This is a genomic window from Candidatus Chloroploca sp. Khr17 (assembly GCF_004138165.1).
Taxonomy (GTDB): Bacteria; Chloroflexota; Chloroflexia; order Chloroflexales; family Chloroflexaceae; genus Chloroploca.
Genome location: NZ_RYFF01000008.1, coordinates 142,913 through 158,208 on the forward strand (window position 1 = coordinate 142,913; position 15,296 = coordinate 158,208).

Annotated in this window: 15 protein-coding genes and 1 other RNA gene; 10 read left to right on the plus strand and 6 right to left on the minus strand. The window is 59.6% G+C overall.

Annotation, left to right across the window (positions count from 1 at the left end):
* Positions 1–66: 66 nt before the first annotated feature.
* From EKD05_RS07340 to EKD05_RS07355, 4 genes are all read right to left on the minus strand, one after another.
* A complete protein-coding gene (locus tag EKD05_RS07340) occupies positions 67–414 on the minus strand; it encodes a Uma2 family endonuclease (protein WP_129671787.1) in 348 nt (115 codons plus the stop codon).
* 59 nt (positions 415–473) lie between these two features.
* The gene (gene cphA, locus EKD05_RS07345) at positions 474–3,158 is read right to left on the minus strand and encodes a cyanophycin synthetase (protein ID WP_129671788.1); all 2,685 of its coding nucleotides are present in this window, start codon (positions 3,156–3,158) and stop codon (positions 474–476) included.
* Between the two features lie 87 nt (positions 3,159–3,245).
* On the minus strand, positions 3,246–4,421 hold the full coding sequence (locus tag EKD05_RS07350) for an MFS transporter (RefSeq protein WP_129671789.1): 1,176 nt from the start codon (positions 4,419–4,421) through the stop codon (positions 3,246–3,248).
* A gap of 50 nt (positions 4,422–4,471) precedes the next feature.
* Positions 4,472–6,238, minus strand: coding sequence for a hypothetical protein (locus tag EKD05_RS07355; protein ID WP_165360630.1), 1,767 nt, complete (start codon positions 6,236–6,238; stop codon positions 4,472–4,474).
* A gap of 257 nt (positions 6,239–6,495) precedes the next feature.
* On the opposite strand from EKD05_RS07355, the gene EKD05_RS07360 reads away from it, so the two are divergent.
* Positions 6,496–7,497 carry an energy-coupling factor ABC transporter permease gene (locus EKD05_RS07360; RefSeq protein WP_129671790.1) on the plus strand — a complete coding sequence of 334 codons (1,002 nt, stop codon included), beginning with the start codon at positions 6,496–6,498 and terminating at the stop codon, positions 7,495–7,497.
* Positions 7,498–7,880: 383 nt separating this feature from the next.
* Positions 7,881–8,240, plus strand: a transfer-messenger RNA (tmRNA) gene (ssrA, locus tag EKD05_RS07365).
* Between the two features lie 350 nt (positions 8,241–8,590).
* On the opposite strand, the gene EKD05_RS07370 is transcribed toward ssrA, so the two are convergent.
* Positions 8,591–9,544 (minus strand): oxidoreductase, encoded by a 954-nt coding sequence (locus EKD05_RS07370; RefSeq protein WP_129671791.1) that lies wholly within the window; start codon positions 9,542–9,544, stop codon positions 8,591–8,593.
* A 328-nt stretch (positions 9,545–9,872) separates the two neighbouring features.
* On the opposite strand from EKD05_RS07370, the gene EKD05_RS07375 reads away from it, so the two are divergent.
* A complete protein-coding gene (locus tag EKD05_RS07375; RefSeq protein WP_240695677.1) occupies positions 9,873–10,058 on the plus strand; it encodes a hypothetical protein in 186 nt (61 codons plus the stop codon).
* A gap of 15 nt (positions 10,059–10,073) precedes the next feature.
* Here the strand turns inward: EKD05_RS07375 and EKD05_RS25685 are convergent, their stop codons facing one another.
* The gene (locus EKD05_RS25685; RefSeq protein WP_165360631.1) at positions 10,074–10,226 is read right to left on the minus strand and encodes a hypothetical protein; all 153 of its coding nucleotides are present in this window, start codon (positions 10,224–10,226) and stop codon (positions 10,074–10,076) included.
* Between the two features lie 108 nt (positions 10,227–10,334).
* On the opposite strand from EKD05_RS25685, the gene EKD05_RS07380 reads away from it, so the two are divergent.
* The 7 genes from EKD05_RS07380 to EKD05_RS27140 all read left to right on the plus strand — a co-directional run.
* Positions 10,335–11,189, plus strand: coding sequence for a class I SAM-dependent methyltransferase (locus tag EKD05_RS07380; RefSeq protein ID WP_129671792.1), 855 nt, complete (start codon positions 10,335–10,337; stop codon positions 11,187–11,189).
* Positions 11,189–11,560, plus strand: a complete 372-nt coding sequence (folB, locus tag EKD05_RS07385) for a dihydroneopterin aldolase (RefSeq protein ID WP_129671793.1) — start codon at positions 11,189–11,191, stop codon at positions 11,558–11,560. Before EKD05_RS07380 ends, folB begins: the two co-directional genes overlap by 1 nt.
* Complete coding sequence (locus tag EKD05_RS07390; protein WP_129671794.1) at positions 11,557–12,252, plus strand: RibD family protein; 696 nt, start codon at positions 11,557–11,559, stop codon at positions 12,250–12,252. Before folB ends, EKD05_RS07390 begins: the two co-directional genes overlap by 4 nt.
* The gene (locus EKD05_RS07395) at positions 12,249–13,268 is read left to right on the plus strand and encodes a zinc-binding dehydrogenase (RefSeq protein WP_240695678.1); all 1,020 of its coding nucleotides are present in this window, start codon (positions 12,249–12,251) and stop codon (positions 13,266–13,268) included. The genes EKD05_RS07390 and EKD05_RS07395 overlap by 4 nt, the downstream gene beginning before the upstream one ends.
* Before the next feature lie 166 nt (positions 13,269–13,434).
* On the plus strand, positions 13,435–13,809 hold the full coding sequence (locus EKD05_RS07400) for a 6-carboxytetrahydropterin synthase (RefSeq protein WP_129671795.1): 375 nt from the start codon (positions 13,435–13,437) through the stop codon (positions 13,807–13,809).
* Positions 13,809–14,855: a glycosyltransferase family 4 protein gene (locus EKD05_RS07405; RefSeq protein ID WP_129671796.1), complete on the plus strand. Its 1,047-nt coding sequence runs from the start codon at positions 13,809–13,811 to the stop codon at positions 14,853–14,855. The genes EKD05_RS07400 and EKD05_RS07405 overlap by 1 nt, the downstream gene beginning before the upstream one ends.
* 291 nt (positions 14,856–15,146) lie before the next feature.
* A partial coding sequence (locus tag EKD05_RS27140; protein ID WP_165360632.1) for a helix-turn-helix domain-containing protein occupies positions 15,147–15,296 on the plus strand: 150 nt, incomplete at its 3' end.

The following is a 15,296-nucleotide window of genomic DNA, read 5'->3' on the forward strand; positions in this document are numbered from 1 at the left end:
TCCGCTGGAGGATCAAGGGGAAGATTATCTGCATCTTCTTCAAGCTCTACTTTTTCATAGGTATCTTCAAGTAAACATTCGTGAAAGTGTACATGCAATAATGGTAGGGTTTGTCAGAGCATCACGTTTTTCGTCAACAAATTCGGGCTGTCCGCAAACAACAACATCAGGATACGTATGTAAGCCTGTCCGCAGGACTTTTACCCGCATATCGCTTGGGTAGGCGCGACATGGCTTGCGCCGAAGTTGTCTATGCAAGGAAGCAAGAACATTACTCGCAATCAGGTTATGCGGTTCTTTGGCACCCGTCATCGCATACATCTGTCCGTCATAATATTCACTTTTCGTGGTACTACGTCGCTCTTGCTCAAGATAGGCTTCTTCGGTGATATATGGTCGCGGTTGTGCGGTCATATACGGTACTCCTGCTCGCGAGCCTCCATGGTTGCAATATATCTACATAGAGGCTTCTTTTACCCTATCCGGCCCTCACTTGCCCCGCGAGGATGATAAATTACTTCCTTCCACACCCCGGTGATGTTGTCAGCAAAGACGATCACGAGTTCACCTGGTTCGGCCCGGCTCATCGCGTACCGCACCGCTTCAAGTTCATTGGGCACGTCAACAATCTGCGCGGCGGGCATGCCAGCGGCGAGCGCGGCCTCGCGCAGGATGCCGATGACTTCACCGGGGGCACGGCCACGGCGATCGTCATCTTCTTTGAGGATCAGCAGATCAAACATGGTGCCAAGAATGCCTCCCGCTTCGGCGATATCCTGGTCGCGCCGATCACCAGGCGAACTCACGACGCCAATGACCCGTGGATAAGACGGGCGTAGGCGTTCGACCAGTTCGCGCATCGCCGCGAAGGCCGCTGGGTTGTGCCCGTAGTCCACGAGCACGCGGAAGGGGTGCTCGTCGAAGATGTTGAGCCGCCCGGGGGCCTGGTAGAAACTGGTGTTGAAGGTGCGTAGGCCCTGGCGAATATTCTCGATCGTCACGCCGTGCGCATAGGCAATCGCGGTTGCGGCGAGCGCGTTGGCAACATTGTGCAGCGCTTTGCCTTCGAGCGTCGCGGGGATCAGGTGCGTCCAGAGCAACGGGATGTATTGTTCGGCATCATAGATGGCGATCATATCGCCGCGCACGCCAGGTTGCAAGACCACGGCGGTGCCTCCGTTGGCGATATGGTTTTTGACCAGATCGCTCGCACTCTCGCCGCCGTGCATGCTAAAGTAGATCAGCCGCCCTTCGGCGCGGTCGGCCATCGCCGCCACCAGCGGATCATCGGCATTGAGCACACTCGCGCCATCGTCACGCACGACCTCGATCACCAGACCCTTGATCTCGGCGATCTGTTCGACGGTATGGATACCACGTAGACCAAGATGATCGTTCGAGACATTGAGCACCGCGCCCACATCGCAACGCTCAAAACCAAGCCCTTCGCGCAGGATGCCGCCCCGCGCCGTCTCAAGCACTGCCGCCTCGATCGTCGGGTCTTTCAACACCATCCGCGCACTCCACGGGCCAGTGAGATCGCCTTTGAGGTAGAGTTCACCATCAATATAGATGCCATCGGTGGTGGTGAGGCCAACCCGCTGCCCGTGCATCTTGAGGATATGCGCAACCATCCGGGCCGTCGTTGTTTTGCCGTTGGTGCCGGTAATGCTGAGGATCGGGATGCGCGTCGGCTGCCCCGGCGGAAAGAGCATATCAACGACAAAACGGGCCACATTGCGCGGCGTTCCCTCGGAGGGTTGCAGGTGCATGCGAAAACCGGGGCCTGCATTGACTTCCACGATACCGCCGCCGACTTCGCGCAGTGGCTGCGAAATATCAGGCGTAATCACATCAATGCCCGCTACATCAAGCCCGACAATCAACGCTGCCCGCCGCGCAATCTCGCGGGTCTCGTAGTGAATCTCGGTTGTCCGGTCAATTGCCGTGCCACCGGTCGAGAGATTGGCGGTCGCCGCGAGGGCAAAACGCTCACCCGACGCTAACACCGTCTCAAGCGTATAGCCGGCCCGCTCCAGCAGCTGATCGCTCTGATGATTGAGCTTGATTTTCGTCAAGACTTTTTCGTGCCCAAAGCCTCGGCGTGGATCGCGGTTGACCAGTTCGATCAACTCGGCAAGCGTATGCTTGCCATCACCAATCACATGCGCCGGCACACGTTCGGCGACGGCCACCACCTCGCCGTTGATCACCAGCACACGATAGTCATTGCCGTGCAGAAAGGTCTCGACCAGAACATCAGAACTATATTCGCATGCGACTTCAAAAGCACGCACAACCTCTTCAACCGTATTGAGATTGAGTGAAACGCCGCGACCATGGCTGACATCGAGGGGCTTGACGACTAGTGGAAAGTCGAGCGCTGCGGCAGCGGCGGCGGCATCTTCGGCACTTCTGACGCGGCGATGGCGCGGCACCGGAAGGCCAACATCGCCCAGCAAGCGGATCGTCAACTCTTTATCGCTGGCCGTCTCGACCGCAATATACGATGTTTGCCCAGTCACCGCCGCACGAATACGCTGCTGATGCTTGCCATACCCAAGCTGCACCAGGCTCTGGTCATCAAGGCGAATCGCAGGAATGCCTCGTTTACGGGCCTCATCAACGAGCGACGCCGTGGTCGGCCCGAGGATCAGATCCTGGGCGCGGCGGATCAGATCATCGCGTTCACGGACAAAATCAAAGCTAGCCCGCTCGTCGCCCTGCAACGCACTCGGCAGATGCGCGGGCAAGAGCGAACGCACCAGGCGCAGCGCAAGATTGCCGGCCTCGCGGCCGACCCGCTCTTCACGGTACGAATAGATCACAAAGTAGACCCCAGGCTGATCAGGCACCGACCGGGTCTTGCCATAGGTCACCTCGGTCCCCGCGAGGCACTGCAACTCAAGCGCGATATGCTCAACAATATGGCCGATCCACGTCCCCTCGCGCAGGCGCAGCACAAAACCACCCGGTTCGCCATACGAGCAGCCGTGCTCTTGCAGTGACGGGATCAACTCAATCAGGCGATCAGTAAAACCAGGAATGCGATCCGAAGGATATTCTTCCAACTCCTCAAGATCGAGAGTCAGACGAATGACCGGACGATAGCCATAAGGATTTGGGCCACGAAAAATCTGCGTTTCAAGCACCCGCATACACGCCTCCGCAGGGGATTGGGCTCATACAGTGATGTGGCAGCGGTGCTGCCACATTGTTCGTATTATCGCATAGATTCGCCGAGGTTATGCAATACGTTCGTGGTGCTGCCAACGCATCACGACGATCAGCAACCCGAGCGCCACCACCTGCAATCCGACCGAGACCGCAATCATCATGGGCAGGGCGCGATCATAGAGCAACCCAAGGATCGCGCTTCCCAGAAACCAGGCCATCCCATAGCTTGCATTGAAGAGGCCGTAGGCGGTACCGCGCCGTTCGGCTGGAACCATCGTTGCCACTGCTGCACGAAGGATGGACTCTTGGGCACCAAGCCCAATGCCCCAGAGCACCATGCCCAGGACGACTAATGCCAGGCTACTGCTGAAAACCATCGGGGCAAAGCCTAGCGAGAGCAATGCCGCCAGAGTCAACGCCTTGTAACCAATCTGGTCGAACAGCAGGCCAAAGAGCAGCGCAGCCCCGGCATCAACCGCCATCGCCAGCGCATAGAGCACCGGGATCAATGCTGAGGCAACGAGTTCGGTGCGTTGGAGGTGGAAAGCGATGAGCGGGAAATCAGCAAATCCGGCGGCAATTAGGCCAACTGCGATCAGGTAGAGCCAGAAAGTTCGTTCGAAGCCTTGGGGCTTCAGCGCAGGTGTTGTGCCAGCAAGATCCTCGGGTTGGGGAAAGCGTGCTCGCGCCACTAGCAACGCCAGAATACTCAATCCGCCGGGGATGAGGAGCAAGGCAAACGCGAGTTCGTAGCTTCCCTGCCAGGCCAAGACAGCTGCGAGCAGCAGCGGAGCAGCCACAGCCCCAATCTGATCAAGCGCCTCATGCAGCCCAAAGCCCTTGCCATGACCAATCGTCTTGGTTGCGTAGGCGAGGAGGGTGTCTTTCGCCGGGCTGCGTAGCGCCTTGCTTACCCGTTCCAGGGTCAAGAGCAAGACGGCGATCTGCCAACTCCCGGCGAGCGCCAGTGCTGGCACGGCGAGCGCTGTGAGGCCATAGCCGGCAATGGTAAAGGCCCAGTAGCGCCGGGTATGGTCGCTCAGATAGCCAAAAACGATCCGCAACCCATAGGCAATCAGCTCACCAACGCCAGCCATGAGCCCAACGACCGTGCCACTTGCCCCTAGCAGCGCCATGTAGGGGCCGCTAATACTCCGCCCACCCTCATAGACCATATCAGCAAACAGGCTGACGATGCCCATCAGGACGACAAAATGCAGCGCACGTCGCCTCAATGTAAGCATAGCTGCGTTGCCTGAGCTAGTGTGCTGTTGCATGCTCGGCTCTTGTGCTCCTACTGCGACGGCACGCACGACGGTGGGGCCGTCAACCAGGGTGCGTAGAGAATATTGACCCCAACCGAGTCGCCACGCCCAAGCGGGTTGGCTTCTGGTTCATAGGGGCCGGTCTCACTCCCCCACCAGTTATTGCGCATATCGAGCAGAACCTCGCTGGTCGCCCCACGTCCGAGGCCATAGCGCAGATAGACAGGAATAATCGGTGGCACGTGCTCATCAATATAGTTATTCTCAACACGCAGGCGCATCGGCGGCACGCCATTGGGATCAACCTGGGGCGTCTGGGTGCGCAGACCAAAGCCTTGCGCATCACCAATCAGCGCATTGCACCCGACTGTCCCAACTAGTGGGCCATTGGTCGTCAGTTGCAGATTCGGTGCACCACCACGGATCAGATTGCCCTCAATTGCGAGGTTCAGCGTCTCGAAGGTACTACGATTGCTGAGACGCACCTGTGGAGCGCCTTCACTCAGACGATTGCCCCCAAAGCGATTATTGCTCAAGGTCACAAAATTACCCCGCCCAAAACTCGCCTCAAGGGCCGGGCCAAACGGCATATCATTGCCCGTCACCTCACTATCGCGCATCTCGAGGCGGGTATCAGTCAGCAGAATCGCTCCACCGTTATCGGTGAAGCGGCTCGCACGCACCGCCAACTCGCTCCGCTCAAGCGCCATCACGGTGCCGCCAAGCCCGCCCCCGCGCACCTCGGTATGTTCGAGCACCACAAAACTATTCGGTTGCCCAAAGATCCCGCTCCAGCGCGCGCCCGTTGCACCAACAAAACGCACCGGCTGATTGGGTTGACCAAGGGCAAGCAGTTGCCCACCATCAACAAAGATCGAGACGCCTGGCGCAAGCCGCACCTCAACCCCCGGCTCAATGACCAGTTCGCTCCCGGGCGCAACCTGAAGATCCCGTTCCAAAACAATCGGACTCTCAGCGCGTGACCAGCGCACATTGCCACTGACCACATCGAAGGGCGGTGGCGGTGGCGGCCCCGGCGTCTCGGTTGGCAACGGCAGTGCCGTCGGCGCAGGCGGATCGACAGGGGACTCTGGTGTCGCTGTCACTTCGCCGGGGGGGAAGGGTTCAGACGTAGGCGGGATAATGGCCGTGGGTGGCGGTGCAGCGGTCGGCTGCACCACTGTTGGGCGGACGACCGTCGGCTGCACCACCGGGGGTGGCGGCACAGCGGTTGGCACAATCGGCGTCAATGCAAGCGTTGGCATGGGAGGCGGCGTCCCCTCACCAGTTGGCCCCGGATACCCTGGCAGTGGCGTAGGCTGCCCACCAGCCGGCCCCGGATATCCGGCGAGAGGGGTAGGTTCCTCAAGATCCGGGCCTGGATACGCCGCATCAGTCGGGATCAGCGAGGGAGGGTCAACGCCAACCGCAGCATCGGGCGTTGCCGTCGTCTCGAGCGCAGGATCACCAGTTGGTACGACAGGCATGGGATAGGGATAGGCAGGATCAAAGCCAGCGACAGGCGCTGTTGGTTGACCAGGAGAAGGATAAGCGCCCTGATCAGGCGTTGGTGAAACAACTGGATACGCAGGATCAGGGGTCGTCGTAAGCTCTTCGGTGGGTACCCCTGCCTCATCGCCAGGCTGACCACCCGGTGTAAAGAGGAAAGTCAACGCCACCGCCAGAATCAGAAACGAAAGTGCTCCAAGCAAAAGGAGCGTATCACGACTGATACGCTTACTCTGGGATTGATCGGAAAACTGCGAATCGGGTGACTGCTGATCGTCCGGTGTCACGCAAAAAGCCTCCCGTCTTGCAGACCAAACCGAGGTGCAGTGTACCACAGGGGCTTGCCTGTCGCAAGCTGTCTCGATTGTGCTTGCCTCTGTGTTTGCTACCGAGCACACCATCCCGTTTGCAGGCAACTTCGTGCAAATTGAGCAAAAGTAGACTATACTTTGCCATACAGTGCCTGTTCGCGTTCTACCATCTACTAATGTCACGGATGCGGACACCTCAAAGATAACTGGTCTTACTCAAGGAGGAGGGGGTCATGCTGCAGTCGTTGCACGGGGCGATGGTGCTCGGGTTGCACTTGCCCGATGGCTTGCTGACGGTGCCGGTGGCTCTTGCGTGGTGGGTCATTGCTGCGGGGACGGTGGGGTACGCGGTGTATCGGGTGCGTGAAGAGCAGCCGGATGTGGCGATGATGGGGATCCTGGCGGCATGTATTTTTGCTGGTCAGATGCTGAATGTGACGGTCTTGCACGGTACGTCGGGGCATCTACTGGGGGGCGCAATGGCGGCGATGCTGCTCGGTCCGTGGGCGGGTATGCTGGTCGTTGCTGCTGTGGTTGCGCTCCAGGCGCTCCTCTTTCAGGATGGCGGAATCCTGGTTCTGGGTGCGAACATCTTTAACATGGGGGTTGTGACGGCGTTGCTTGGCTATGGCGTTGCGAAGCCACTGCTGCAGCGTACACAACAGCATGCCTGGGGTATTTCGCTGGCTGGTTTTGTGGCTGGCTGGGTCTCGGTGATGGCAGCGGCAGCGTTGACGTCGTTGCAGTTGGCGCTGTCGGGCGTTGTTGAGGCGGCCCTTGTCTTTCCGGCAATGCTGGGGGTTCACGCCGCGATCGGTATTCTCGAAGGGAGCATCACCATGCTCACCCTGCTGCTTTTGACTGCGTTCTGGCCGCAGCACGTGCCAGGGCTCGCTTCTCCGATGGGCGAGGAGATCCAGATCGCAGGAGGGATGCGTCCATCAAAGGTTGCGCTGGGTGGTATCGTGCTTGCCCTGACCCTAACTATTTTGGCCCCTCTGGCCTCGCCGCATCCTGATGGCCTCGAGCGCGTCGCCGAAGATCAGGGCTTTCTTGAGTATGCTCTGGATGCACCTTTTGCGATCCTGCCTGACTACACAATTCCGGGGATTGATAGTCCGCTCTCAACGATTCTTGCGGGAACGATTGGTGTCCTGTTGATCCCTGCTCTGCTTGTTGGGTTGCTCTGGCTCACTGGCACTGGCCGTCGCCAGCGCGGGCAAGATGTAGTCTAAAGGCTATGCTTTGCCCACCAGACGGTTTTTTTGACGCAAAGGCGCGAAGGCGCAACCTTGCTGACGTCAGAGGTGCCAAGCAAAGACGCTCTTCGCGCCCTTGTCCCAGCTCGCCCCAGCGCTGGGTGGGGTGATGGCAGAAGCTGCCGTCGCCGTGAACGGCTCGGCTTTTGGTTGGCAAAGGCCACTTTCGTGGCCTGATTCAGCCGGCGCAGGCCGGCTTCGCCCTGGGTAGCCGAGGCGTTTACGCCGACAGGAGGGGGGGATGTGGGCAATCTGTAGGCCTGGTAGCACGCTCCAACGCAAGAGGCAAGCACCCTAAACTCCTTCGCAAGACTCATTGACGTTTGCGCCAGGTGCGTTATAATACATAGGCTAGAGACGGGGATGACTGGTATCGACAGGGGGTGAAGGTCGTAGATTGCAAGCCGTGACGCCCAGTCACGTAAAAAGGGCAATGCCAATAACTGGCAACAACAACTACTCGGGCCGCATGGCCCTCGCTGCCTAAAAATAGGTAGCGCGCCCTCACTGACTCACTCGATGGTCAGTGACCCGGCGTCAACAAGTCGAGTGCTTCCTGGGTGACCACCTGCTGGCCTGGGGAAAAGATAAGCGGGTTTGCCCAAAGACTGCTTTGCTACTTGTGCAGGCGCGGGCGAGCTCTAAACAAATGGCTAAGCTTGTAGGATATCTGCGGCGTAGCTTTCTGGACGGGGGTTCGAATCCCCCCATCTCCACCACCAGAGTCCGTTGTGACTACCAGACGCGCAGCACAGTTCGAGCGGAGAATTTCCTCTCCATCATCTCGAAGCCTGTGCTGCGTGTTGGTTTTTGTTCACGATTTCGCCACCGTTCACAGCATCATCTATCATCATACCATCACACCAATCTCTGCGATTGCCCGATAGGGCTGATGCTAGGGCTGGTGCAACGTCCACCTGACCGGAGCACCGTCGGGCTGATGGTCTTCCAGAAATGAATCCGGTCTCGCCCGCGCAGGCGGGCTTCGCTGCACCTAGCCGAGGGCTTCAGCCCCACGGCATCGGGTTCATAGCGGTAGCCCCCCAGCGCGAGGTGGCGGAAGGAACTTTTAGAGCTCCGTCGTCGCCACCTTCTCCAGCACGGCGTAGCGTACCCCCGTCAGTTGCTCAGAGACCTCCCAGAAACGCGTGAGGGCTGCCGCATCATAGGCGGCCTTGTTGGCTTTTTGCTCGGCAGGGTAGCCCCGTATATTGAACGTCTCGGGGCCGTAGAAGACGCCACCCTTCGCGTCGGGTGCGGTCATGCCATAGAGCATCGGCAATACGCCCATGCCAATATCCTGAGCCAGGATGGGCTGAATCACCCGATAGAGCAGCGCCTCCAGTTGTGTCCCCGACTGCGCAACACTATTCTCTTGCAGGTTCCCCATCACCAGGCCTGGATGCGATGTGTTGGTAATCGTATCGAACCCGGCTGCGCTTAACCGTTTTTGCAGCTCAAACGTAAAAAAGATATTCGCGAGCTTACTCTGCCCATAGGCCTCCCAACGCCCGTAGTTGCGTTTGCCCATCAAATCGTCGAAGTTGATCCGCCCGGTAAAGTTGGCGCTACTAGAGACATTATGAATCCGCGCCTTTGGAGTCTTCACAAGCACATCGATCAGCCGCCCGGTCAGCGCGAAATGACCGAGATGATTAACCCCCAGCTGCATCTCAAAACCATCGACCGTCTCTTGACGCGGGATCGCCATCAGACCTGCATTGTTCAACAGAATATCGAGGCGCTCATACTTCGCCACAAAGGCATCGGCAAACGCACGCACCGAACTCAGGTCGCCCATATCGAGCCGCATCACCTCAATGACCGCGTTCGGATAGGCCTTGAGAATCGCGGCACGAGCCTGTTCGCCCTTGGCCGACGTACGCACCGCCATCACGATCGTCGCACCCTTCGACGCCAGCGTGCGCGCCGACTCAAAGCCCAGGCCACTGTTGGCCCCAGTGATGACAACAACTTTCCCGGTAAGATCGGGAATATCCAGTTGGGTCCATTTCTGACTCATCGTTGACAACTCCTATAGAGAGATAAGGTGGTCAGGGGGTTCAGCAGAGCCGAAACCCCTGACCACCTTGCATTGTGGCTTCTTCGTATTGGTAGTATAGCATGAGTAAAGAGGGCACCGGTAATGATGAGCACAGACCAACTGACGCAAGCTCGGGCATTAGTACAATGCCTCTCGCTCCAGGAGAAGCTGTACTTGCTCAATGATTTGACCATGCAGGTGATCCGGCAGTCAGCCGACGCAGTGCAAGCCCCACCGATACAGCCATTGCCCAGCATCCATCTCCCCACCTGGCCTGACAATCTGCCCCTTCGACGCGAGGAACTCTATGACGACCGTGGTTGCTGAACCAATCTTCTTGGATACTAATATCCTGGTCTATGCCAGCGTAGACTCCTCACCATTCTATGACCTCGCCAGAACAACGATTACCGCCTACGAGCAGGCGGGAACACCGCTCTGGATTAGCCGCCAGGTGTTGCGTGAATACCTTTTAGCACATTTATCACCGTGATACCGCTGGTATCGTTCACCGCTCAACAAGCTGGGAGCGAGTAACGAAGGAGTAGGCCAGCCGAATACCCTGGTTCAGCCAGAGCCACTCCTGGATCTCGCCGTAGGAGGCGAAGCCAGAGGGCTTGGAGAGGGCTTCACGGAGGTGGGCTTCGACCTCAGCCGTCACGCTTGGCGCTTTGCCAGGGGTAACGTACAGCTTCAGCAAGCCTTCTCGACAGTGGTACAATAAAGTTATACTCACTCTCATCGCCAATATCGAAGACTAGGAGAATGCGTGACGGTAGATCCTGACGTTGCAGCAGCACAGAATCGCCATTCATGGAATGCGGCGGTTGAAGCCCATGCTAGCCATCGCCCAGGGTTGTCGGACTATCTGCGCACGGGTGGTTTGACGGTCTTTCCGGAAGAATTGGCCTTGCTCGGTGAGATGACGGGCTGTAGTCTGCTGCATCTGTTGTGCAATACCGGCCACGAGAGTTTGAGCTTCAATCGTCTTGGGGCGACTGTTACCGGCGTCGATCTGAGCGATGCCGCAATCATGTATGCTCGCTCGCTGGCTGAGGCGACCGGCTTACAGGCCACTTTTGTGCAGGCTGATGTGTATGCCTATTTGAGTGAGGCTGCCCGTGCGGGCATCGCCTTCGATCGGATCTACTGTGGGTATGGGGCGATCTGCTGGCTCCGCGATCTGCCGACCTTCGCTAACGGTGTGGCGGCGATCCTGGCACCGCAGGGGAGGTTTGTGCTGGTTGAGTTTCATCCGACGTCGAATATGTTCGATCCTGAATGGCGGCTACGTTATAACTATCCCCACGGGGGACAGATGCTGACGCTTGATGGTGTCGGCGACTATGTCGGGGCAGCCGCCGGCGGGCTCAGCCCCGGTGGTTTCGCCGAGGGTGTGCGCGACTTTGTCAATCCGCACCAGTGCCATCTCTATCGTTGGGGTATTGGCGAGGTCGTCAGTGCCTTCGCCGCTGCGGGTCTGCGTATTCGCCAGTTGCAAGAGTTCTGTTATGTCAATGGCGAGAAGCCTTTTGCGCGGATGCGGCGCGATGATCAGCGCCGGTATTATCCACCTGATGACGTGCCCAAGCTTCCGTTGATGTACGGATTGGTGGCTGAATAATGGAACTCGATAAAATCCATCTTCGCGGCATGCGTTTTGTCGGCTACCACGGGACTCGACCCGAGGAACGGAGCCTCGGACAGCAGTTCATTGTCGATCTGACCCTTTTGCTCGATCTCCAGGCTGCCGGGCGCACCGACGATTTGCAGCAGACAGTTGATTATAGCCAGGTTCACCAGCGCACGCGCCAGATTGTCGAAGGTGAACCGCTGCAGTTGACCGAAGCTGTCGCTGAGCGAATTGCTGCCGCTGTGCTCGCTGACCATCCTCGCGTCCAGGCTGTTCAGGTGCAGGTCACGAAACCCTGGGTGCGCCTCGAAGATACGATCCTCGACGGTTCGGTCGTCGAGATTGTACGGCGGCGCGGATGAGCCGCCCACTTGTCACGCTGAGTTATGCGCAGACCCTCGATGGGCGGTTGGCGACGCGTAGCGGCAGCTCGCAGTGGATCAGCGGCGCTGAGTCGCTGCGGTTCAGCCATGAACTACGGGCGGCGAGCGATGCGCTGATGGTCGGGGTCGGTACGGTGCTGGCCGACGATCCTCGCCTGACGGTACGCCTGGTGCCCGGAACCGATCCGTTACGCGTGATTGTTGATAGTCGCTTGCGGCTGCCAGACAACGCGGCCGTTCTGCGCGACGGGGCCGCTGTCGGCACGCTGATCGCCTATACCAGCGCCGCACCGCAGGAACGCCGTGCGCAGCTTGCCGAGCGCGGTGCCACCTTGGTCGAGACGCCGGCACTGGCTGATGGGCGGATCGATCTGGCGCACCTGCTCGCGATCCTGGCCGAACGAGGCATTGCTACGCTGATGGTTGAGGGCGGCGCACAGTTGATCACCAGCCTGTTGCGCCACCGCCTCGCCGATCGCCTGGCGATCACGGTGGCCCCGAAGATCCTCGGCACGGGGATCGCAGCAGTTGGCGACCTGGGCATTGAGCACCTGGATGACGCATGTCTGCTGGAAGGAGTCACGCTGACGCACGCTGGGGTTGATCTGATCATCCAAGGCCAGATACACTACCGGCAAGCCAGCGCTGAAACAGAAACCGGTTCACCATGATGACCCCAGCCACGGCTCGCGCCGCCTGGTTCAGCGCACCTCGCCAGGTGGAGTTCCGTGATGAGGCACTCGCGTCGCCCGGCCCGGGCCAGGTGCAGGCCGTTGTGCATGCGTCGGCGATTAGCCACGGTACAGAGATGCTGGTCTACCGGGGCGAAGTCGACCCGGTTTTGCCGCTTGACCTGCCGACCCTGGTGGGCGGTTTTGGCTTCCCGATCAAGTTCGGCTATGCCTGTGTCGCCGAAATCACGGCGGTCGGTTCAGCGGTGACGTCGCTCGCAACGGGAGATCGTGTCTTCGCCCTGCATCCGCACCAGAGCCACGTCTGCATCGGGGCGGATCTCTGCCGGCGCTTACCGGCCCAACTTACACCGGAACTGGGGGTTTTCGCCGCCAATACCGAAACCGCGCTCAATCTGGTTCACGATGCACGGATCAATCTTGGCGAAACCGCGCTCGTCTTTGGGCAAGGTGTCGTCGGGTTGCTCGTCGTGCAGTTGCTCAAACAAGCCGGTGCGGCCAAAGTTATTGCGGTTGAACCTGTCCCGGCGCGACGCGCGCTGGCGTTGCAGGTGGGTGCCGATGCCGCGCTGGCTCCGGTGCCGACTCTTCCCGAGCAGATCTGCGCTCTGAATGGGGGCCGGGGTGCGGATCTGGTGATCGAGGTCAGTGGCTCACCGGTGGCACTCCAGACGGCCATCGCTTGCGTGATGCCCGAAGGCACCGTGGTCGTCGGTTCATGGTACGGACGCAAACCAGTGCAACTCGACCTGGGCGGGCATTTTCACCGCGGACGGATCACCCTGCGCTCGTCACAGGTAGGCCAACTCAGTCCCGCAGTGACAGCGCGCTGGGATCATGATCGGCGCTGGGAGGCGGTGCTCGCCTGGTTGCCGCAACTCCAACTGGCACCGCTCATCAGCCACCACCTACCATTCACCCAAATCGCCGAGGCCTACCGGCTGATCGACGAACAACCCGAACAGGTCGTGCAGGTCGTTATCACGTATAATTGAGTAGTGTGTCACGGAAGTTTTCTGGTGTCGTTGGCCGTCCACGAATGGGGGCACGAAGAAACGAATACCGCACCGCAACGCCCATCTTCGTTTCTTCGTGATCAGTATTCGTGGTCGGCGGCGCTACCGGGAAACTTCGTTCACAGACTATGTATGAGAGGCAACGATGTTTGAAATTGGCGTAAGCGCCCGTTTTGAAGCAGCCCACCGCCTGATCGGCGACTTTGGCCCGGCGACACGGATGCACGGCCACACCTACCGCATTGAGGTGGCGATCCGTGGGCCGCGCTTACAACCAGACGGTACCCTGATCGATATCACGCGCCTGCAAGCGGCGCTTGATGCCATCGTCAACGACCTGCATTACCGCGACCTGGCCGATGTGCCTGGGCTAGAGCAGATCAATACAACAGCCGAAAACCTGGCCCACTATTGCTGGCAGCGGCTGGCCCAGGCCTTGCAGGGCAGCCCAATCGTCACCCTTACGGTACGGATCTGGGAAAACCCCGATGCCTATGCCGCCTATGAGGATCAGCTCTGATGCATGTTGCATGCCTGACCGTCGGTGACACCCAACGTATGACCGGTGGCTACCTCTACCACCGTGAAGTCTTCGCCCGCTTGCAGAAGGCCGGCGTTACCATCACTGAGCTGGTTCCGAGTGGTGCCGATCTCGCGGCGCAGCTCATTGCGGCCCCGAAACTTGGCGGCTTCGACCCGAGCGCCTACGATCTGCTGCTGATTGATGCTCTGGCACGCGGCCTCTGCGCCCACTGGGCCGATCGCTGGCGCGCCGTCCGCCCCCTGGTGGCACTGGTCCACGAACTCCCCAGTGTCGCTGGTGTTGACAGTACGACGGTTGGCGATCTTGAATTGGAGGCACCACTGTTACGGGCCGACCGGTTGATCACCGTCAGCGAGCATGGGCGGCACATCCTTGAAGATCGAGGGGTTGCCTCAGATCGGATCACGGTTGCGCCCGGCGGCTACGATCGGCTCACATCGCCAGCAGCCGCGCCAGGCGAGGGTTCCAGCAAACACCCTCTGACGGCGGTCTGCGTTGCGCAGTGGATCCCGCGCAAAGGCATTCTCGACCTGGTACGAGCGTGGAGCCAGGCCGCACCAGCGGGGGCGCGGTTGGAGTTGATCGGCGAGACTGATGCAGACCCGGCCTATACCCGCACGGTTCAGGCTGCCATTGCGCGCGCACCTACCGCGTCGATCGTCGTCCACGGCCCGATTAGCGACGCCGCACTGGTTGAGGCCTATCGCCGGGCCGACCTGTTCGTATTGCCGTCGCGCTACGAAGGCTACGGGTTGGTCTTTGCCGAAGCATTGGCCCAGGGGCTCCCGATTATCGGCTATGCCGTCGGCCCCGTCCCCCATCTGGTCGGCCCCGAGGCAGGCATCCTGACCGCATCAGGGAACCTGACCCACCTGGTCGCGGCACTGCGCCAACTCTTGAACAACCCGGCGCAGCGCATGCAGATGGCGGCGGCAGCCCGAAACCGTGCCGCCGAACTGCCGACCTGGGACGACACGGCGGCACGGGTGTTGGAAGCGTTGCACGCAGCGCGACAGCGGTAGGGAGGGTCGCAGGGCGATTGCATCTTCCGTGTATGAACCCCGCCAAGGCACCCGCAAGGGGTGCCCCTACAGGGCCGGGGGGCGCTGGGAGGGTCGCAGGGAGGGCCTGCCCTCCCTGAAAAATACATACCTTCTAAATGCGTGCAAGCACAGCTTGCACGCATTTAGAAAAAGAGGGCGTAAACCCCAGGAGCTTTAGCCCTGGGAGAGAAGGGCTTCACCCGCTTGAGCGGCTTTAGTCCAGACTAGCACAAATTTGCGTTTTAAACAAGGACGTGCTATGCTTAACCTATGCGAAAGAGTTTCAAATACCGCATCTACCTCACGAACGGCCAACGGCGTATCCTTGAGCAGCAGCTTGAGAAGTGCCGCTGGGTGTATAACGAGACGCTTGCCGAGCGCAAGCGGGCGTACGAGGAACGTGGCGCGTCTCTTCGGCTG